At 69.3% G+C, this 18623-nt stretch carries 22 protein-coding genes; 10 read left to right on the top strand and 12 right to left on the bottom strand.

What is annotated here, in order from left to right; translation table 11 throughout:
- Positions 1 to 14: 14 nt before the first annotated feature.
- From AB0435_RS25615 to AB0435_RS25595, 5 genes are read right to left on the bottom strand one after another with little or no spacing between them, the layout of a single operon-like run.
- Positions 15 to 140: a hypothetical protein gene (locus AB0435_RS25615; protein ID WP_366006523.1), complete on the bottom strand. Its 126-nt coding sequence runs from the start codon at positions 138 to 140 to the stop codon at positions 15 to 17.
- Positions 137 to 1459 (bottom strand): NADH-quinone oxidoreductase subunit D, encoded by a 1323-nt coding sequence (locus AB0435_RS25610; protein ID WP_366006522.1) that lies wholly within the window; start codon positions 1457 to 1459, stop codon positions 137 to 139. Before AB0435_RS25610 ends, AB0435_RS25615 begins: the two co-directional genes overlap by 4 nt.
- Positions 1459 to 2196: an NADH-quinone oxidoreductase subunit C gene (locus tag AB0435_RS25605; RefSeq protein WP_366006521.1), complete on the bottom strand. Its 738-nt coding sequence runs from the start codon at positions 2194 to 2196 to the stop codon at positions 1459 to 1461. The genes AB0435_RS25610 and AB0435_RS25605 overlap by 1 nt, the downstream gene beginning before the upstream one ends.
- Positions 2193 to 2747 (bottom strand): NADH-quinone oxidoreductase subunit B family protein, encoded by a 555-nt coding sequence (locus AB0435_RS25600; protein WP_366006520.1) that lies wholly within the window; start codon positions 2745 to 2747, stop codon positions 2193 to 2195. The genes AB0435_RS25605 and AB0435_RS25600 overlap by 4 nt, the downstream gene beginning before the upstream one ends.
- Before the next feature lie 13 nt (positions 2748 to 2760).
- Complete coding sequence (locus tag AB0435_RS25595) at positions 2761 to 3120, bottom strand: NADH-quinone oxidoreductase subunit A (protein WP_058047631.1); 360 nt, start codon at positions 3118 to 3120, stop codon at positions 2761 to 2763.
- 726 nt (positions 3121 to 3846) lie between these two features.
- Here AB0435_RS25595 and AB0435_RS25590 point away from each other — a divergent pair.
- On the top strand, positions 3847 to 4695 hold the full coding sequence (locus AB0435_RS25590) for an NlpC/P60 family protein (RefSeq protein ID WP_366006537.1): 849 nt from the start codon (positions 3847 to 3849) through the stop codon (positions 4693 to 4695).
- Positions 4696 to 4911: 216 nt separating this feature from the next.
- Here AB0435_RS25590 and AB0435_RS25585 read toward each other — a convergent pair whose 3' ends face one another.
- Positions 4912 to 5160, bottom strand: a complete 249-nt coding sequence (locus AB0435_RS25585) for a hypothetical protein (protein ID WP_366006519.1) — start codon at positions 5158 to 5160, stop codon at positions 4912 to 4914.
- 300 nt (positions 5161 to 5460) lie between these two features.
- Between AB0435_RS25585 and AB0435_RS25580 the strand changes: the two genes are divergently transcribed.
- From AB0435_RS25580 to AB0435_RS25560, 5 genes are all read left to right on the top strand, one after another.
- Entirely contained in the window at positions 5461 to 6312 is an 852-nt protein-coding gene (locus tag AB0435_RS25580; protein WP_366006518.1) for a Scr1 family TA system antitoxin-like transcriptional regulator, read from the top strand.
- A gap of 9 nt (positions 6313 to 6321) precedes the next feature.
- On the top strand, positions 6322 to 6513 hold the full coding sequence (locus tag AB0435_RS25575) for a DUF397 domain-containing protein (protein WP_366006517.1): 192 nt from the start codon (positions 6322 to 6324) through the stop codon (positions 6511 to 6513).
- Between the two features lie 286 nt (positions 6514 to 6799).
- Positions 6800 to 7240 carry an NUDIX domain-containing protein gene (locus AB0435_RS25570; protein WP_366006516.1) on the top strand — a complete coding sequence of 147 codons (441 nt, stop codon included), beginning with the start codon at positions 6800 to 6802 and terminating at the stop codon, positions 7238 to 7240.
- A gap of 279 nt (positions 7241 to 7519) precedes the next feature.
- On the top strand, positions 7520 to 7792 hold the full coding sequence (locus AB0435_RS25565) for a hypothetical protein (protein ID WP_366006515.1): 273 nt from the start codon (positions 7520 to 7522) through the stop codon (positions 7790 to 7792).
- Positions 7789 to 8181: a PIN domain-containing protein gene (locus tag AB0435_RS25560; protein ID WP_366428047.1), complete on the top strand. Its 393-nt coding sequence runs from the start codon at positions 7789 to 7791 to the stop codon at positions 8179 to 8181. The genes AB0435_RS25565 and AB0435_RS25560 overlap by 4 nt, the downstream gene beginning before the upstream one ends.
- A 54-nt stretch (positions 8182 to 8235) precedes the next feature.
- On the opposite strand, the gene AB0435_RS25555 is transcribed toward AB0435_RS25560, so the two are convergent.
- The 5 genes from AB0435_RS25555 to mqnC form a co-directional block, all read right to left on the bottom strand.
- Positions 8236 to 9519 carry a geranylgeranyl reductase family protein gene (locus AB0435_RS25555; RefSeq protein ID WP_366428046.1) on the bottom strand — a complete coding sequence of 428 codons (1284 nt, stop codon included), beginning with the start codon at positions 9517 to 9519 and terminating at the stop codon, positions 8236 to 8238.
- Positions 9520 to 9713: 194 nt separating this feature from the next.
- Entirely contained in the window at positions 9714 to 10412 is a 699-nt protein-coding gene (locus AB0435_RS25550; RefSeq protein WP_366006512.1) for a demethylmenaquinone methyltransferase, read from the bottom strand.
- Between the two features lie 360 nt (positions 10413 to 10772).
- Entirely contained in the window at positions 10773 to 11387 is a 615-nt protein-coding gene (locus tag AB0435_RS25545) for a Uma2 family endonuclease (protein WP_366006511.1), read from the bottom strand.
- Between the two features lie 94 nt (positions 11388 to 11481).
- Complete coding sequence (locus AB0435_RS25540) at positions 11482 to 11928, bottom strand: hypothetical protein (RefSeq protein WP_366006510.1); 447 nt, start codon at positions 11926 to 11928, stop codon at positions 11482 to 11484.
- Positions 11929 to 11940: 12 nt separating this feature from the next.
- On the bottom strand, positions 11941 to 13137 hold the full coding sequence (gene mqnC / locus AB0435_RS25535) for a cyclic dehypoxanthinyl futalosine synthase (RefSeq protein WP_366428045.1): 1197 nt from the start codon (positions 13135 to 13137) through the stop codon (positions 11941 to 11943).
- 274 nt (positions 13138 to 13411) lie between these two features.
- Between mqnC and AB0435_RS25530 the strand changes: the two genes are divergently transcribed.
- A complete protein-coding gene (locus AB0435_RS25530) occupies positions 13412 to 14524 on the top strand; it encodes an alpha/beta hydrolase-fold protein (RefSeq protein WP_366006508.1) in 1113 nt (370 codons plus the stop codon).
- 85 nt (positions 14525 to 14609) lie between these two features.
- Here AB0435_RS25530 and AB0435_RS25525 read toward each other — a convergent pair whose 3' ends face one another.
- A complete protein-coding gene (locus tag AB0435_RS25525) occupies positions 14610 to 15485 on the bottom strand; it encodes a menaquinone biosynthesis protein (RefSeq protein WP_366006506.1) in 876 nt (291 codons plus the stop codon).
- Between the two features lie 284 nt (positions 15486 to 15769).
- On the opposite strand from AB0435_RS25525, the gene AB0435_RS25520 reads away from it, so the two are divergent.
- The 3 genes from AB0435_RS25520 to AB0435_RS25510 all read left to right on the top strand — a co-directional run.
- Complete coding sequence (locus AB0435_RS25520; RefSeq protein ID WP_030067036.1) at positions 15770 to 15973, top strand: cold-shock protein; 204 nt, start codon at positions 15770 to 15772, stop codon at positions 15971 to 15973.
- A 235-nt stretch (positions 15974 to 16208) separates the two neighbouring features.
- On the top strand, positions 16209 to 17246 hold the full coding sequence (locus AB0435_RS25515) for an AraC family transcriptional regulator (protein ID WP_366006505.1): 1038 nt from the start codon (positions 16209 to 16211) through the stop codon (positions 17244 to 17246).
- Positions 17247 to 17331: 85 nt separating this feature from the next.
- Positions 17332 to 18623 (top strand): lipase family protein (locus AB0435_RS25510; protein ID WP_366428044.1); only part of this gene is annotated, 1292 nt, incomplete at its 3' end.

Genomic DNA, 18623 nt, shown 5'->3' with positions numbered 1-18623 from the left:
CAACTGGACGTCACTCACTGCTGCACCCCCTCGTTCTCCCCCAGAGCTGACGCCTGGGCGGTACCCCCACCGCCCACGCGGCGCAGAGGTGCGGCCTTCGCGGTCGTCCGCGGCCCGGCGGCCGCGTGTGCGTCGCTCACCGGTCGACGCCTCCCATCACAGGGTCGATCGACGCCACCGCGACGATGACGTCGGCCACTTGGCCGCCCTCGCACATCGCCGCCATGGCCTGGAGGTTGGTGAAGGACGGGTCGCGGAAGTGGACCCGGTGGGGACGGGTGCCGCCGTCGCTCACCACGTGGACGCCGAGCTCGCCCTTGGGGGACTCCACCGCCGCGTACGCCTGGCCCGGCGGCACCCGGAAGCCCTCCGTCACCAGCTTGAAGTGGTGGATCAGGGCCTCCATCGAGGTGCCCATGATCTTCTTGATGTGGTCGAGGGAGTTGCCGAGGCCGTCCGGGCCGAGGGCCAGCTGGGCGGGCCAGGCGATCTTCTTGTCGCCGACCATGACCGGGCCGGGCGCCAGCCGGTCCAGGCACTGCTCGACGATCCGCAGCGACTGCCGCATCTCCTCCAGGCGGATGAGGAAGCGCCCGTACGCGTCGCAGGTGTCGGCGGTCGGCACGTCGAAGTCGTAGGTGTCGTAGCCGCAGTAGGGCTGCGCCTTGCGGAGGTCGTGCGGGAGGCCGGCGGCACGCAGGATGGGGCCGGTCGCGCCGAGCGCGAGGCAGCCGGCGAGGTCCAGATAACCGACGTCCTGCATCCGGGCCTTGAAGATGGGGTTGCCGGTGGCGAGCTTGTCGTACTCCGGCAGGTTCCTGCGCATCTTCTTCACGAACTCGCGCACCGCGTCCACCGCGCCCGGCGGCAGGTCCTGCGCGAGCCCGCCGGGGCGGATGTACGCGTGGTTCATCCGCAGGCCGGTGATGAGCTCGTAGAGGTCCAGGACCATCTCGCGGTCCCGGAAGCCGTAGATCATGATCGTGGTGGCGCCGAGCTCCATGCCACCGGTGGCGATGCACACCAGGTGGGAGGAGAGACGGTTCAGCTCCATCAGAAGCACGCGGACGACCGTGGCCCGGTCCGGGATCTGCTCCTCGATGCCCAGCAGCCGCTCCACGCCCAGGCAGTACGCCGTCTCGTTGTAGAACGACGTGAGGTAGTCCATGCGCGTGACGAAGGTGGTGCCCTGGGTCCAGTTCCGGTATTCGAGGTTCTTCTCGATGCCGGTGTGGAGATAGCCGATGCCGCAGCGGGCCTCGGTGACGGTCTCGCCGTCGATCTCCAGGATCAGCCGGAGCACTCCGTGGGTGGAGGGGTGCTGGGGACCCATGTTGACGATGATGCGCTCGTCGTCGGCCCGTTTCGCGGCCGTGGCGATCTCGTCCCAGTCGCCGCCGGTGACCGTGTAGACGGTGCCCTCGGTGGTGTCGCGCGGGCTTGCGGGGGGAGTGCTCATCAGTTGTACGACCTCCGCTGGTCCGGAGCCGGGATCTGGGCGCCCTTGTATTCGACGGGGATGCCGCCGAGGGGGTAGTCCTTGCGCTGCGGGAAGCCCTGCCAGTCGTCCGGCATCATGATCCGCGTGAGCGCCGGGTGGCCGTCGAAGACGAGGCCGAAGAAGTCGTACGTCTCGCGCTCGTGCCAGTCGTTGGTGGGATAGACGTCCACGATCGAGGGCACGTGCGGATCGGCGTCGGGGGCGCTCACCTCCAGCCGGAGCAGCCGGTTGTGGGTGATCGAGCGCAGGTGGTAGACCGCGCGCAGCTCCCGCCCCTTGTCCTCGGGGAAGTGGACGCCGCTGACGCCGGTGCACAGCTCGAAGCGCAGCGCCGGGTCGTCGCGGAGCGTGCGGGCGACGCGCGGCAGGTGCTCGCGGGCGATGTGGAAGGTGAGCTCGCCGCGGTCGACGACGGTCTTCTCGATGGCGTTCTCCGGGAGCAGCCCCTGCTCCTCCAGCGCCCCTTCGAGCTCGTCGGCGACCTCGTCGAACCAGCCGCCGTACGGCCGGGACGTCCCGCCCGGCAGCCGTACGGTCCGGACGAGCCCGCCGTAGCCGGTGGTGTCGCCGCCGTTGCGGGTGCCGAACATGCCGCGCTGGACGCGGATGGCCTCGCCCGTGTCACCGCGCTGGCCGGGGAGGTTCTGGGCGTTGACGTCCTTGTCGGGATTCACGCCGTTCTTCGGATCGCTCACCGCAGCAGACCCTTCATCTCGATCAGCGGCAGGGCCTTGAGGGCCGCCTCCTCCGCCTCGCGGGCGGCCTCCTCGCGGTTCACGCCGAGCTTCTCGCCCTGGATCTTCTTGTGCAGCTTCAAGATCGCGTCCAGCAGCATCTCGGGGCGCGGCGGGCAGCCGGGCAGGTAGATGTCGACCGGCACGACGTGGTCGACGCCCTGGACGATCGCGTAGTTGTTGAACATGCCGCCGCTGGAGGCGCAGACGCCCATGGAGATCACCCATTTCGGGTTGGGCATCTGGTCGTAGACCTGACGCAGCACCGGCGCCATCTTCTGGCTGACCCGGCCGGCCACGATCATCAGGTCCGCCTGGCGCGGTGAGCCGCGGAAGACCTCCATGCCGAAGCGGGCGAGGTCGTAGCGCCCGGCGCCGGTGGTCATCATCTCGATGGCGCAGCAGGCGAGTCCGAAGGTGGCCGGGAAGACGGACGCCTTGCGCACCCACCCGGCGGCCTGTTCGACGGTGGTCAGCGCGAAACCGCTGGGCAGCTTCTCTTCGAGTCCCATGGTGTGGTGCCCCCTAGTCCCATTCCAGGCCGCCGCGGCGCCAGACGTAGGCGTAGGCGACGAAGACGGTGAGCACGAAGAGCAGCATCTCGACGAGCCCGAACAGCCCCAGGGCGTCGAAGGTGACGGCCCAGGGGTAGAGGAAGACGATCTCGATGTCGAAGACGATGAAGAGCATCGCCGTCAGGTAGTACTTGATCGGGAAGCGCCCGCCCCCGGCGGGCTGCGGGGTGGGCTCGATGCCGCATTCGTAGGCCTCGAGCTTGGCGCGGTTGTACCTCTTGGGCCCGATGAGCGAGGCCATGACCACGGAGAAGATCGCGAAGCCTGCTCCGAGGGCTCCCAGTACGAGGATGGGCGCGTAGGCGTTCACCGCTCCTCGCTCCTTCCAGTCGACTTCCGACAGACGCTGACTGCTGGCTGACCGGACCCCGGCGGGCGCGCCGCCCCTGGGGGTCACCGCGAAGATCACCCCTATGTGAGGCAGTTCACAAGCCCGGGTCGCCTGCATCCTATGCCCGCCGGTCTGTGATCTGCGACACGGGGTACGCGCCCGCGTTTGTGATCTCCACCACCTGACGAACGATCATCAAGTCGGATGAGCACCGATCTTCGTACACGAAGCGGTCGAGTGATCACGAGAGGTGACAATTGACGGCCGCAGCGCTGGTCGGAGGGGTGTGGCTTTATCAAGCCGTGGCCACTGCACGCAAATTGGCATCAGTGATCGTCAGCTGATATAGGGATGCCGTCCGCTGAGCCGGCGACAGTCGACGGGGCGTCGGCCGCCGCTCCGCGCCCCGGTTCACGAGCGCGCGGCCGGGGGCGGGTGGGGCGTGACCTGCGCCACGCTCCGGGAGGTTCGGGACCCCGTTTCCGCGGGTAGCCTCGACACGCGAGTCGTAAAGGTGATATGCCCGCCGTCGATCATCCCCGGCGGCCAAACCCCGTGCTGAGGCGGCTGTTCACGCCCGGCGCGCCGCGGGCCGCCGTGACTTCGCCGTGATCAAATGCCCGAATTATGGTCGCGGGCATGCCAATTGTGACGCACGTCACCTTTATTGAACTCAACCTGCGCGGCCTGATAGTCCGTTGTCCCATGTCCCCGAACGCGCATATAACCAGCCACCGGAAGCCCCGCCGTACGGCCACCCAGTCGTGGGTCGTGCGCACGGGTGTTGCCGGTGGCGTCCTCAGCACCCTGGCCGTGGCCGGCGCCGGTTCCGCCACCGCCGTCGAGAAGCCCACCGAGGCCACGATGGAGATGCCGGCGATCAACGCGACGATCTCCTCCTCCATCGCACAGAGCGCCGCTGCCACCCAGCAGACCGCTTTCGGCTACCAGGAGAGCGCGCAGCAGGACAAGGCCGCCGACACCGCCAAGGACGCCTCCAAGCAGGCCAAGGACGAGGCCCAGCGCATCGCCGACGCCGCGGAGAAGAAGGCCGCCGCGGAGAAGGAGAAGCGCGAGCAGGAGGAGGCCCGTGCCTCCCGCGCCACCGAGCGCAAGAGCCTCAGCACCAAGTCCGCCACGGGCTCCTCGGACGAGGCCGCCTCCGCCGCGTCGTCCTCCTCCTCGACGTCCACCGGCAGCGGCAGCACGGCCACGCTGATCTCCTTCCTCCAGGCGCAGCTGGGCAAGGCGTACGTGATGGGCGCCACCGGCTCGTCCTCGTACGACTGCTCCGGCCTGGTCATGACCGCGTACGCGCAGATCGGCATCGACCTGCCGCGCGTCTCCCAGGACCAGTCGGCGCACGGCACCCAGGTCTCGCTGAGCAACCTGCAGCCGGGCGACATCCTCTACTGGGGCGCCTCCGGCAGCGCGTACCACGTCGCCGTCTACATCGGCGGTGGCAAGTTCATCGGCGCGCAGAACCCGAGCTCGGGTGTCGTCGAGCGCGACCTCAGCTACGACATGCCCACGGGCGCGGTGCGCGTGCTGTAGTCAACGGGCTGCTTCCGGAAGGGCCGTCACTCCCCACCGCTCGGGGAGGACGGCCCTTTCGCATGCCCCCGGACGCGCGGACCGCCCGCCGTACGGGGGCTGTGGCGCACGGCGAGCGGTTGCTTGCCCTTATTTTTCCGCCAAGCGGACACGCCGAAACGGCGCGATACCCACCTGAAAGGGTGAATTCCTCCGTGCCTTGGCCTAGCCGATGGGCTAGGGGTGCCCACGGGCACGCCGTCGCCACCATCGGAACGACGACCAGGCGCGGCGACGCGGCCGACGGACACCCTCGGGCCTCGGCCACACGTGTAAGCCGAGCCGGTCCGCGAAGTCGTACACGAGCTCCGCGGCCAGGGGTTCGGGGATCTCGACCAGGGTGCTGGAGTTGAAGCAGAGCCAGTACTCGGCGTTTCCGCCCAGCCGCCCGATGCGGCCGAGGGCGTAGTACGTCGCCTTGATCACCGCCGCACCACCGTTCCGTTGCCGGTGGTACGGGGTCTGCGCGGGACGGTTCTCATACGTCGCCTCCCAACAGTGGGGTGGTCGCACCTCACGCCCGTCCGTGGCCTGGCCATCCTCCGGAGCGCCCCAACGGGCGTGCAGATGGCTGCACTTCGGGTCTTCCCGGCGTGCGGTGCGGTGTTGGGAGGACCATAGGGCAAGCCGTCGACCTCCTGCTACCCAAACGGTAGAACTGGTTCGACCTCTCCTGTCGCTCACCCCGCCAACGTGACAGCATGAGCACGTACTTGAGGAGGGGGCATGCCGCCGAGGACAGCACCAACCGCTCGACAACAGCGCCTGGGCACCGAGCTGCGAAAGCTTCGGGAGCACGCGGGGATGACCGCCCCGCACGCCGCGGAGCAACTGGGCACCAACCGGACCGGTATCAGCAATATCGAAGCGGGCCGTTTCGGCGTGAGCCCGGAACGCGTGAGAGCTCTTGCACGGATCTACGCGTGCGCCGATCAATCCTATGTCGATGCATTGGCCCGTATGGCAGAGGAACGTGGCAAAGGCTGGTGGGAGGAGTACCGGGGCGCCGTATCAGTGGGTGCCCTCGACCTTGCGGAGCTTGAGCATCACACGATCAGCCTGCGCACCGTTCAGATTCTCCACATGCCGGGCCTCCTGCAAACCGAGGACTACGCCAAGGCCGTCTTTTCGACGGCGATGCCCAGGCCCACACCCGCAGACCTGCGACGCAGGCTGTCCTATCGAATGCGGCGACGGGACGTTCTCGACAAGCCCACCCCGCCGACCTGCACGTTCCTGATCCACGAGGCCGCCATGCGCGCGGAATTCGGCGGGCCGAAAGTCGCGCGACGCCAGCTTGAGCACGCCATAGAGGCTTCGGAGCGGGACAACATCACCGTGCGCGCCATCCCATTTTCCGCCGGAGGAATTCCAAGCGCCGGGCTGTCGACCGTGTACGCGGCCGGACCGGTACCCCAGCTCGATACGGTGCACCTTGACGTCGCTCACGGCAGTGCTTTGCTGGATGCGGAAGCCCATCTCGCAAACTATCGTGCGATCTTGGATCGCACGGAAGAGATTTCCCTCAGCACCGAAGGCACGCGCGACCTGTTGCACGCAATCGCTCAACGACTTTAAAGGCGAAGCATGTCGGATATACAGTGGCAGAAGTCCTCATTCTCCACCGAGGGGAATGACTGCATGGAAATCGCCAGATCGGCCGAGGCGATCCTCATGCGCGAGAGTGACACGCCCGACCTCATCGTCACCACGAGCCCTCAGAAGCTCAGGGCGTTCCTCCTCGGCGCAAAAGCCGGGGAATTCGATCACCTGATCTAGCGAAGCGGCGACCGACAGAGGCTCCCACCACACCAGTGGGAGCCTCCGCGCATTCCGTCGCACCCGTTCGACGTAGAACCCTTGCGACGCCTCGCGGCGCAGCGCTACGTTCTCCCCGCAACCGCTCGGACGTGGCTCGTCGGGTACAGCCACGCCCGGACTCTGTTGCGCAACTCCCCTTGCCTGTCTCCTCGTTGCAGGGGGGTGCTTCCCGAGGCGCCGCGCCCCTCCCCCACCCCGGAGGGGCGCGGCGCCCCCACTCACGCGAGATTGCGCAGGGCTGCTGATGACACTGAACACAGCGCGCGTCGCGCCACCTGGAACCCGCGTTCGCGGGCTGGCGCGCATCACCGACGAGAACGGTCGACTGCTGTACCTGATCCGCACCGACGAGCCGGAATGGACCCTCCCCGGAGGGCTCGGGCTCCCGGGGGAACCGGCGGTCGACGCGCTCGCTTATCACGTACGCCACGCACTCGGGGTGCAGGTAACCCCCAGAGCCCTACTGGCACTTGAGTCAAGCGGACAGCCCGGCGAATCCTCGTACCTGATCGACTGCGGCACGCTGAGCGCGGAGGAAATCCGCACCCTCCAGTTGCCCCTCACCACAAGGACGGCAACCCGCGAGTACGCGGCCTACGGCTTTGCCGAACCGGCCGAACTCGCGACTCGCCTACACCCGTCCCACCGCCGCCTCCTGGACGCGGCCACCACCTGCACGACATAGCCGGCCAGGCCAACCAGGCCCGGCCACAGCCACAGCCACAGCCACAGCCACAGCCACAGCCACACAACGATGGGGCCGCCAGGGTCCTCCGTGACCCGGCCGCCCCATCGTGGCCGCCACCCCCACCCTCATGGATGCGCCCGCGAGAGAAGGCCCGGATCCGCCAAGCCGAATACGGCGCGGACTGCTCGATCGCAGTTGCGAATCGGACGCACGCGCGGGTGTATCCGTTCTCGACGAGCCGCGCCGAATAACAAAAGTTTTGTTAATCTGGGCCGTATGGCGACCTCCCCCACCCCCGGCGAAGGACCCGTCCGGCCGGTGTCCGTCTCCCTGCACGAGGGCACCATCGCGGCGCTCAAAGCACGCACCGGCAAGCGCGGCATGTCCGCCTATGTCGAGGCCCTCATCCAGCGCCAGTTGGAGCGCGACCGCTTGCGTGAGCTGATCGAAGACGCGGAAGCCCAGCACGGCCCGGTCGACCAGGCGGCTGTCGAGGCGAAGCGAGCGATCTTGCGTGGCGGGACGGCTGCCCCGGCGGACGCCGCGTGAGCGGGACGCTCGTCCTGGACTGCGAGGGACTGTCCAAAGTCGTACGTCGCAGCCCCGAACTCACGGAGTGGCTGGTCGCGGCCGAAACCGAGGACATCCGCGTGGTCACCAGCTCCGTCACCCTCGTCGAAGCACGCGATCCCAGGGTCAGCCAGGCCCGGTTCGACCAGGCCGTCTCACGCGTGAACATCGTCCCGCCCACCGAGGCCATCGCCCGCCGGGCCAGCAAGCTTCTCGCCACAGCCGGGTTGCACGGGCACAAGTACGCGCTGGACGCGATCGTCGCCGCCACTGCCCTTGCCTCGCCCGGCCCGGTCACCGTCCTGACATCGGATCCCGAAGACCTCCTGACGCTCTGCGGCCCGGGCATCAACGTGATCAAGGTCTGACCCACGGCGGCGGGCGGCCGGGGCAGGCGCCCGCCGACAGGGTGGGTCACGCCGTCACGACCGCGGAGCCACCTTGCTCAGCCCATTGATGATCCGGTCCATCGCGTCGCCGCCCGTCGGATCCGTCAGGTTCGCCAGCATCTTCAGCGTGAACTTCATCAGCAGCGGGTGCGTCAGGCCGCGCTGCGTGGCGATCTGCATGACCTTCGGGTTGCCGATGAGCTTCACGAAGGCGCGGCCGAGCGTGTAGTAGCCGCCGTAGGTGTCCTTGAGGATCTTCGGGTAGCGCTGGAGGGCCAGCTCGCGCTGGGCGTACGAGGCGCGGGCGTGCGCCTGCACGATGACGTCCGCGGCGATCTGGCCGGACTCCATGGCATAGGCGATGCCCTCGCCGTTGAACGGATTGACCAGCCCGCCCGCGTCACCGACCAGCAGCAGGCCACGCGTGTAGTGCGGCTGACGGTTGAAGGCCATCGGGAGGGCGGCGCCGCGGATGGGGCCCGTCATGTTCTCCGGGGTGTAGCCCCAGTCCTCCGGCATCGAGGCGCACCACGCCTTGAGGACCTCGCGCCAGTCCAGCTCCTTGAAGGAGTCGGAGGTGTTGAGGACGCCGAGGCCGACGTTGCTCGTGCCGTCGCCCATGCCGAAGATCCAGCCGTAGCCGGGCAGCAGCCGGTCCTGCGGGCCACGCCGGTCCCACAGCTCCAGCCACGACTCCAGGTAGTCGTCGTCGTGCCGGGGCGAGGTGAAGTACGTACGGACCGCCACGCCCATCGGGCGGTCCTCGCGCCGGTGCAGGCCCATCCCGAGCGACAGGCGCGTGGAGTTGCCGTCGGCGGCGACGACGAGCGGGGCGTGGAAGGTGACCGGGGTCTTGTCCTCGCCGAGCTTGGCGTGCACCCCGGTGATCCGGCCCGTGCGGTCGTCGATGATCGGCGCGCCGACGTTGCACCGCTCGTGGAGCCGGGCGCCCGCCTTCTCCGCGTTCCGCGCGAGCTGCTCGTCGAAGTCGTCGCGCTTGCGGACGAGTCCGTAGTCGGGGAACGAGGCGAGCTCCGGCCAGTCCAGCTGGAGGCGCACGCCACCGCCGATGATGCGGAGGCCCTTGTTGCGCAGCCAGCCGGCTTCCTCGGAGATGTCGATGCCCATCGAGACGAGCTGCTTGGTCGCGCGCGGCGTCAGGCCGTCACCGCAGACCTTCTCGCGCGGGAACGCCGTCTTCTCCAGCAGCAGCACGTCCAGCCCGGCCTTGGCCAGGTGATACGCGGTGGCGGAGCCGGCCGGGCCTGCACCGACGACGATCACGTCGGCGGTGTGTGCGGTGGGGGACTCGGTCACGGTCGGCTCTCCGTTCGGCGAAGGACTCGGTCCCCCGAGTCTATGAGCCGGTCCTCGGCGAACGAGCCCCGGCCTCGGCGCCTATGGAGTGGCGCGCCCCAAAGGGGCGCGGGGAACTGCGCGACAAGCCCCCACCGGACCCGCGGACGAAAGGGGCGAAGCCCTGGAGAAGGCAGGCCGTACCCCGCCCCCGGTCACCCCAAAGGCTTGGTGCCCCGGTGCAGGGCCACCACGCCGCCCGTGAGGTTGCGCCAGGCGACGTCCGTCCAGCCCGCCCGCTGGAGGCTCGCGGCCAGCGCCGGCTGGTCGGGCCAGGCGCGGATCGACTCGGCGAGGTAGACGTACGCGTCCGGGTTGCTGCTCACGGCCCGGGCGACCGGCGGCAGCGCGCGCATCAGGTACTCGGTGTAGACCGTGCGGAACGGCGCCCAAGTGGGCTGGCTGAACTCGCAGATCACCACGCGCCCGCCCGGCTTCGTGACCCGCAGCATCTCGCGCAGCGCGACCTCGGTCTCCTGCACGTTGCGCAGGCCGAAGGAGATGGTGACGGCGTCGAACACGCCGTCCGCGAACGGCAGCCGGGTCGCGTCACCGGCGGTGAACGGCAGCCACTCGGTGCGCTTCTTGCCCTCGCGGAGCATGCCGACGGAGAAGTCGCACGGGACGACGTACGCGCCCGCGGCGGCGAACGGCATGGAGGAGGTGCCCGTACCGGCCGCGAGGTCCAGCACCTTCTCGCCCGGACGGGCGTGCACGGCCTGGGCGACGGCCTTGCGCCACAGGCGGGCCTGGCCGAGTGACAGCACGTCGTTGGTCAGGTCGTATTTGGCCGCCACGTCGTCGAACATCGCGGCGACTTCGTGCGGCTGCTTCTCCAGGGATGCTCGGGTCACGCACCCCATTCTTCACCGCGCGCCGTGGAGCTGCCGCGCGGGGTTCTCGCGTGCGCCGCGCCTGCGGCGGGAGCGGCTTACCGAGGATCCGCCAAAAGAGCTGGACGGGGACGGCTCGCGGACGGCCGACGCCAGCGACGCGGTCCCGGAGACCCCCGCCCCCCGGAACCCTCAGGAAACCCCCCGGTCCCTGCGGTTCACGCCGCGAGACAGCCGCAACGGCCGCCCCCGCGCCACCCATCCTGCCGGGCACAAGGGGAGTGATCACTTCCGTTAACACCGTCCTGACGTGCGGCGCGACCGAATTTACGGATCACTGACGGCCGATTCCAGCCCGGGCCGAGAGCCACACGATCCCCTTCAGAGCTCGACCAGGGCGGCCAGGTCGATCGCGATGGGGAAGGGCCGGTCGGTCTCCAGCTTTCCCACGTGACATGGGCGCTCGGGGCACGGGATGTACTCGCCCCGCTCCCGGTGGAGCCAGTACTCGTGCACTTCGGGGAGGCCGCCCTCGCCCCGCTCCACTCGCCAGTAGTACGGGACGCCGGCCGCCGCGTACATGGCCGGTTTACGGACACGGTCATCCTGACGCGAGCCTGGAGACACCACCTCGACCAAGAGGACGGCCTTCTCCACGGGGATGCACTTGGTCTCGAAGAGGTCGAGGCCACGCTTGTCATAGACGACGATGTCAGGAACCGGCGGGTTGTACTTGTCGATCAGCACACACTGCTCGGAGTCGGCCAGATAGGGCTCGCGCAGAGCATCGTCCAGACACCTCTCGATCCTCCCACGCACCCGGTTGTGCCACCACACCGTCCTCCCCCGAACCACGACCACTCCGTCCACGAGTTCCCAGTCGAACGGCAGCTCCAGGTCTTCGACCTGGTCGACCGTCCAGCCCTCTTCGGGCGGGAACATCCAGTTCTCAGGGGTGGCCTTGTCCAGCCGTTCTGCGATCATCACTGCTCCCATGGACGCAAGCGTGGACGCCGGTACGGATCGCGGTCCTACATACGACGGTAGCGTCACCCGAAGTAATGAACGGCCTTCCCCGGGAGAACCGCGGTCAAGCCCGACGATGCACCAGTCGCCCGCCCACCACCGTGGCGACGCACCGGCCGTCCTCGGTGAACGCGGCGAGGTCCGCGCGCCCGCCCTCGGTGACGGCCACCGAACGGGCCCGGTCGAGGACCGCGACGCCGTTCCGCGCGGCGGCCGCCCGCAGCTCGGGGCCGTCCGCATGCTCGGCCAGCACCGCGGCGGCACCCCGCTTCAGCACCTCGTGGACGCGCTCGCGCGGGCTGGGTGCCTGCGGCAGCGGGCCCTCGTGCACCAGCGCGGGGCCCAGCGTGCCCGGCCACGTCCGCACCCGCGCGTCCGGGAACCACTCCCGGATCTCCGTGAGCGGGCCGACCGCCACGATCCGGTCACCCTCGACGGCAATGCCGCCGTCGGCGACCGGCTCCGCGTCCCACGTACGGCGCACGGCCGACGCCGCGTGGATCGTCAGCACGACATCTCCGGTTCAGCTCGTCGCGACGATCTTCAGCTCGGGGTGTGCGGTGCCCCCCGCGATCGCCGTGGACGACAGGTGCGAGACCACACGGTCGTCGACCGGGTCGTTCGCCGGGTCGTCGTGCACCAGCAGGTGCTCGTACGTCGTCGCACGCTGCGCCGGGACCCGCCCCGCCTTACGGATCAGATCGATGATCTCCATCCGGTTCGAACGGTGCTTCGCACCCGCCGAGGAGACCACGTTCTCCTCCAGCATGATCGAGCCGAGGTCGTCCGCGCCGTAGTGCAGCGACAGCTGGCCGACCTCCTTGCCCGTCGTCAGCCACGAACCCTGGATATGCGCCACGTTGTCCAGGAACAGCCGGGCGATCGCGATCATCCGCAGATACTCGAACAGCGTCGCCTGCGTCCGGCCCTTGAGATGGTTGTTCTCCGGCTGGTACGTGTACGGGATGAACGCCCGGAAACCACCCGTGCGGTCCTGCACCTCACGGATCATCCGCAGGTGCTCGATCCGCTCCGCGTTCGTCTCACCGGTGCCCATCAGCATGGTGGAGGTGGACTCGACACCCAGGGTGTGGGCGAGCTCCATGATCTCCAGCCAGCGCTCACCCGACTCCTTCAGCGGCGCGATCGCCGTCCGCGGCCGCGCCGGAAGCAGCTCCGCACCCGCACCCGCGAAAGAATCCAGACCCGCCGCGTGGATCCGGCGGATCGCCTCCTCCGCACTCACCCCGGAGATCCGCGCCATGTGATCCACCTCGGACGCACCCAGGGAGTGGATCACCAGCTGCGGGAACGCCTTCTTGATCGCCGCGAAGTGCTCCTCGTAGTACTCCACCCCGTAATCCGGGTGATGCCCGCCCTGGAACATGATCTGCGTGCCGCCCAGCTCCACGGTCTCCGCGCAGCGGCGCAGGATGTCGTCCATCCCCCGCGTCCAGACCTTGTCACTCTTCGGCGGGGCGTAGAACGCACAGAACTTGCACGCTGTCACGCACGCGTTCGTGTAGTTGATGTTCCGCTCGATGATGTACGTCGCGATGTGCTCCACACCCGCGTACCGCCGACGCCGCACCGCATCCGCCGCCGCACCCAACGCATGCAACGGCGCCGAACGGTACAGCTCCAGCGCCTCCCCCGCACTGATCCGGCCACCCGCAGCGGCACGCTCGAGGACGGACTGAAGGTCGGCGTTCTCGGTCACCGGGCGTCCCTTCGGAGGGGGTTTGACACGACCGGGCCAGCGTACGCCAGCGCTGTGACAGAGCCGATGGCGGCCGCCGACGGTCACCCTCCGCGCCCGGTGCGTGTCGCACCGGGACCTTCGTCCCCCTGCGCGGGGACCGATGACTCCGATTTTCAGCCTATGACTCAATTCACGAGGTCTCCGAGGAACCCCGACGCCGCTATTGCCCATCCACCAGGACGGAACAAACCGTCATGTCCTTCGGGGCAGCAGCATCATCCGGAGCGACGAGATGACGCACTCACCCAACGGGGCCTACCGGTCCCACGGCCACCGCCGAGCCTCCCGCGCCAAACGATGGATCATCGTCGTGGCGTCCATAGCCGTGCTCGGGCTGATCGCCTGGCCCGTCATGAGCTATTTCGAGATCCCGCCCTTCACGGACAAGGGCAAGCCCGTCAGCTTCGGCCAGGTGCCGAGCGGCGGCGGGCAGGCCGGCGGGACCGGCGGCGACCAGCCCGCGGACTCCAAGGTGTCGATGCCCACGGGCCCGGCCGCCGACTTCAAGATCGCCAGCACGCTGAGCAACGGCACGCACGTCGGCGTCGTCTCGTACGACGGCAAGAAGTCCGGCTTCAAGGGCAAGGTCTGGGTCTGGGCGCCCAAGGAGTACGAGGACCCGAAGTTCGCCAAGAGCGGCTTCCCGGTCCTGGTCGCCCTCCCCGGCGGCCCCGGCTTCCCGGCCAACTACTGGATGGACGACAACCTCAAGCTGGAGTCGTCGATCTCCAAGTGGTACTCCGAGGGCAAGAGCAAGCCCTTCCTCCTCGCGATGCCCGTCCTCAACCCCAAGCCGGACGACGGCGGGCTCTACTGGGACGGCAGTGACATCCCCGGCCAGCCGAAGATGGGCACCTGGCTCACCGAGGACGTCCCGGACCTGATGAAGCAGAACTTCCGGACGATCAACTCGCGCGACGGCTGGGCCTTCATGGGCTCCTCCTCCGGCGGCTTCTCCGGCCTGAAGGCCGTGCTCAAGCACCCGGACAAGTTCAAGGCCGTGATCGCCTCCGGCCCGGACATCGTCCCGGACTCCCCGCTGTGGAAGGGCCACGAGCAGGAGAAGAACGAGAACAACCCCGAGCTGCTGGCCAAGGCCCTGATCGCCGCCAACAAGCCGGGCCAGGACGTCTATCTCGCCTTCCAGTACGGAACGCTGGAGAAGAGCGTCATCCCGAAGGTGGACCAGTTCATCAAGACCTACGGCAACAAGGGTCCGATCCACACCCGCCTCCAGGTCATCCAGGGCGGCAAGCACGACGCCAAGACCTATGTCGAGGGCATGGGCGAGGGCAGCATGCAGTGGATCAGTGAGCACCTGGAAGGCCCGGTGCCCTCCTCCTGACGACACCGGCCCGCGGGCCCCGGCCGTTCCACCGGGGCCCGCGGGCCCGAGGCCGCTACGCGAAGCCCTGACCCCGATCCCGGGGTCAGGGCTTCAGCAGTTCCACCCGGACGTCGGCGGGGAAGCCCGTCGTCGGTCCCGTACGTCGGGCGAACTCGGTGACGCCCGCGAGCTGCTCCGGCCCGAAGCGGAAGTCGAGGGTCGTGAAGTAGCGCTCCAGCAGCTCCGCGTCGAACGCCTCCCAGCGCGCGGCCTGCTCGGCGACCTTGCCGACCTCCTCCAGGGAGAGGTCACGGGAGGCGAGGAACGCCTCGTGGACGTCGGCGACGATGTGCGGCGCGCGGGCCAGGTAGTCCTTGCGCACGGCCCAGACCGCGAAGACGAACGGCAGCCCCGTCCAGTCCTTCCACATCTGCCCCAGGTCGTGGACCTCCAGACCGAGCCGCGGCGCGTCGTGCAGCGAGGCCCGCAGCGCGGCGTCCCCGATCAGCACGGCGGCGTCCGCCTCCTGCATCATCAGGCTCAGGTCGGGCGGGCAGGTGTAGTAGTCGGGCCGCACGCCGTACTGCTCGGCCAGCAGCAGCTGCGCCAGCCGCACCGAGGTGCGCGACGTGGAGCCCAGCGCGACCCGGGCGCCGTCCAGCTCGGCCAGCGGCACCTGGGAGACGATCACGCAGGACATCACCGGGCCGTCGCAGCCCACCGCGATGTCGGGCAGGGCCACCAGCTCGCCGGCGTTGCGGAGGTACTCGACGAGGGTGACGGGCCCGATGTCCAGATCGCCGCGGACCAGCCGCTCGCTGAGCTTCTCCGGGGTGTCCTTGGTGAGGTCCAGGTCGAGCAGCGTGCCCGTGCGGGCGAGCCCCCAGTAGAGGGGCAGGCAGTTGAGGAACTGGATATGGCCGACGCGGGGGCGGCCGCCGTGCCGGCCCGAGGCTGAGTCCGAGGATGAATTGTCCACATCCGGAGGCTAGCCCCGTGCCGCCGGAAGGGGCGGGGCGGGGGGCCTCTCGGCAGGTGCCCGACCGTCGATCTTTTCCGGCTGCCACGCCCGGAAAACCATCCAACAGCGTGATCTTCCACTCTTTCGCAGCAAGAACCTCGCGTGCTAGGCTCGCCGCAAGTTGCAGTTTGGTTTCCCTTGCAGTACAGAGCCTGCGGAGCATGTGACCCCGCAGGCTTTTGTAGTTTTCAGACTTCTCGCAGGTTCTGGAGCAGGGCAACCCTTTGGCCCAAGGAGGGCTTATGGCTACCGGAACCGTGAAGTGGTTCAACGCTGAAAAGGGCTTTGGCTTCATCGCCCAGGACGGCGGGGGCCCCGACGTCTTCGTCCACTACTCCGCGATCAACGCCGCTGGCTTCCGCTCCCTCGAGGAGAACCAGCAGGTCACCTTCGACGTCACGCAGGGCCCGAAGGGTCCGCAGGCGGAGAACGTCACCCCGGCCTAAGTCCTCGGATCTCCTGATCCGGCGGCTTGACCGTCCGACCGATCGCGGTCGCTATTCGCAGTACCCAAGGAGCCTTGTCCGCTTCCGTTCCGACGGAAGGGGGCAGGGCTCCTGCCTTTTGCCCCCCTGCCCTGATTTTTTCGATTCAGCTTTTCTTTTGCACTCTTTCTTTCGTTTTTGTTCATCCTGATGTCTTGGGCGTGCCCTCTCCCGCCGGACCGGCTTGAATTACCCCATGAGTCGCACGATCACCGTGCACCACGTCAAGGCCGCTCTCGGCGGAGCCCGACGGCTCGGCATCGACACCGTTCCCCTGCTGAACAGCGCGCGGATCCCGCCTCCCCTCCTCGCCGACGAACGGGCCCGGGTGACCCCCGAGCAGTTCACCCTGCTGCTCAAGGAGCTGCGGCGGGCCACCGGTGACGAGTTCCTCGGCCTCGGCCCCGCCCCCAGCAGGCCGGGCACGTTCGCGATGATGTGCTACGCCTGTTCCGGCTGCCGCGACCTCGGCACGGCCACGGAGCGCGGCATCCGCTTCTACGGGCTCTTCCCCGGCGGCCCGGACCTCGCGCTGGAGCGGCGGCCCGGGGAGGCCGTCCTCACGGTCCGCAGCGATCTGCGGCACATCCCCGAGAGCGGCTTCCTCGCCGAGTCCCTGATGGTCGTCTGGCACCGGATGGCCGCCTGGCTGACCGGCCGGCGGATCACCCTGCGCTGGGCGGAGTTCGCCCACCCCGCCCCGCCGTACGCCCGGGAGTACGACCTCCTCTTCGGCTGCCCCGTCCGCTTCGGCGCGCACCGCACCGGCACCGGCTTCGACCCGTGCTGGCTGACCGCCCCCGTCGTGCAGGACGAGGCGGGCCTGGAGGCCCTGCTCCGGCGCGCGCCCGCCGACCTGCTCGGCCGGCGCGAGTACGGCACGACGGTCGCCGAGCAGGTGCGGCGCTCCCTGGCGCGGGCGCTGCGCGAGGGCCGGGCCGTCCGGCTGCCTGAGGTGGCGCAGACAGCGGCCCGGCTGGCGGTGAGCCCGGCGACGCTGCGCCGCCGGCTCCAGGACGAGGGCACCTCGTACCGCGGGCTGAAGGACCAGGTGCGGCGGGAGGCCGCGGTGCGCAGCCTGGCGGAGGGGCGGGAGCCGATCGCGCAGCTGGCGGCGCGGCTGGGCTTCTCGGAGTACACCGCCTTCCACCGGGCGTTCCGCCGCTGGACGGGTACGACCCCCGGCGCGTACCGCCTCCTGGGGCCAGGGGTGCGGCCGGGTCAGCAAAGCTGAGCTCCCGGGTCACCGCGTCACTGACCCGTCGGTCACTACGGTCGCCACAACTGACCCGGCACCACCGACAGTCGGGAGAGTCCGCATGCACCTGCGTTCCACCGCCCTCGCCGCGGTCGCCGCGCTGTCCTTCTCGCTCGGCCTCACGGGCACGGGCACGGCGGCGGACGGGCCCGGGGCCGCGTCCCCGGGCGACGTCGTCAGCTCCGCGCCCACCTCCTTCCACCCGCTGCCCGGCCAGCCCACCGACACCAGGGCCTGGCACATCACCTACCGCTCCACCACCGCCAAGGGCACCCCCAACGTCGTCTCCGGCACGGTGATCGTGCCCCAGGACGGCAGAACGGGGCCGCGCCCGCTCGTCTCCTACGCGGTGGGCACCGTGGGGATGGCCGACGAGTGCGCGCCCTCGGCGGGCTTCCCCGACGGCACCACCGCCGAGGCCAACCTCATCCAGCAGCTCACCCTGCGCGGCTGGGCCGTCGCCGTCACCGACTACGAGGGGCTGGGCACCCCCGGCGACCACACCTACGCCGTCGGCCGCTCCGAGGGCCACGCCGTCCTCGACGCGGCCCGCGCCGCCCTGCGGCTGCCCGGGACGGGGCTCGCCGCGAACTCGCCCGTGGGCATCATGGGCTACTCCCAAGGCGGCCAGGCCAGCAGCTGGGCCGCCGAGCTGCACGACTCGTACGCCCCCGAGCTCAACCTCAAGGGCACCGCGACCGGCGGGGTCCCCGCCGATCTGATCAGGACCGCCGAGCACAACGACGGCAACATCGGCGCCGGCCTCGTCCTCATGGCGGCCGTCGGCCAGAACGCGGCCTACCCGGAACTCCGGCTCGACAAGTACCTCAACGACCGCGGGCGGCACTACGTCGAATTCCTCAAACACCACTGCGTGACCGTCAACACGGTCGCCGGCCTCTTCAAGCGGATCTCCGACGTGACGGTCAGGAACCCGCTCGACGCACCGGACTGGCAGCGCGTGCTGCACGCCTCGGACCTCGGCTCGCACGCGCCCGACCGGCCCGTCTACCTCTACCACGGGGTGATCGACGAGCTGATCCCGTACGCGATCGGGCAGAAGCTGCGCGCCGACTGGTGCGGGAAGGGGGTGCCGGTGCAGTGGCACGGGCTGCCGCTGGGCGAGCATGTGCTGGGCGCGATCACGGAGTCGGTGCCGGCGGCGAACTGGCTGGCGTCACGCTTCGCGGGGACGCCGGCGGTGGGTAACTGCTATCACCGCGGCCAGGTGGCCTCGCGGGTCGTAGTCGAAGCGCAGCGCCGTCACGTCCGGCAGCCCGTCGCCCAGGACCACCAGCTCGGTGACCCGGCCGCCCCGGGTCCGCAAGCGGTAGCGCCGCCCGGCGTGGCGCC

The organism is Streptomyces sp. NPDC051173, assembly GCF_040689515.1.
Lineage (GTDB): Bacteria > Actinomycetota > Actinomycetes > Streptomycetales > Streptomycetaceae > Streptomyces.
This window is presented reverse-complemented; position numbering and strand designations above follow the sequence as displayed.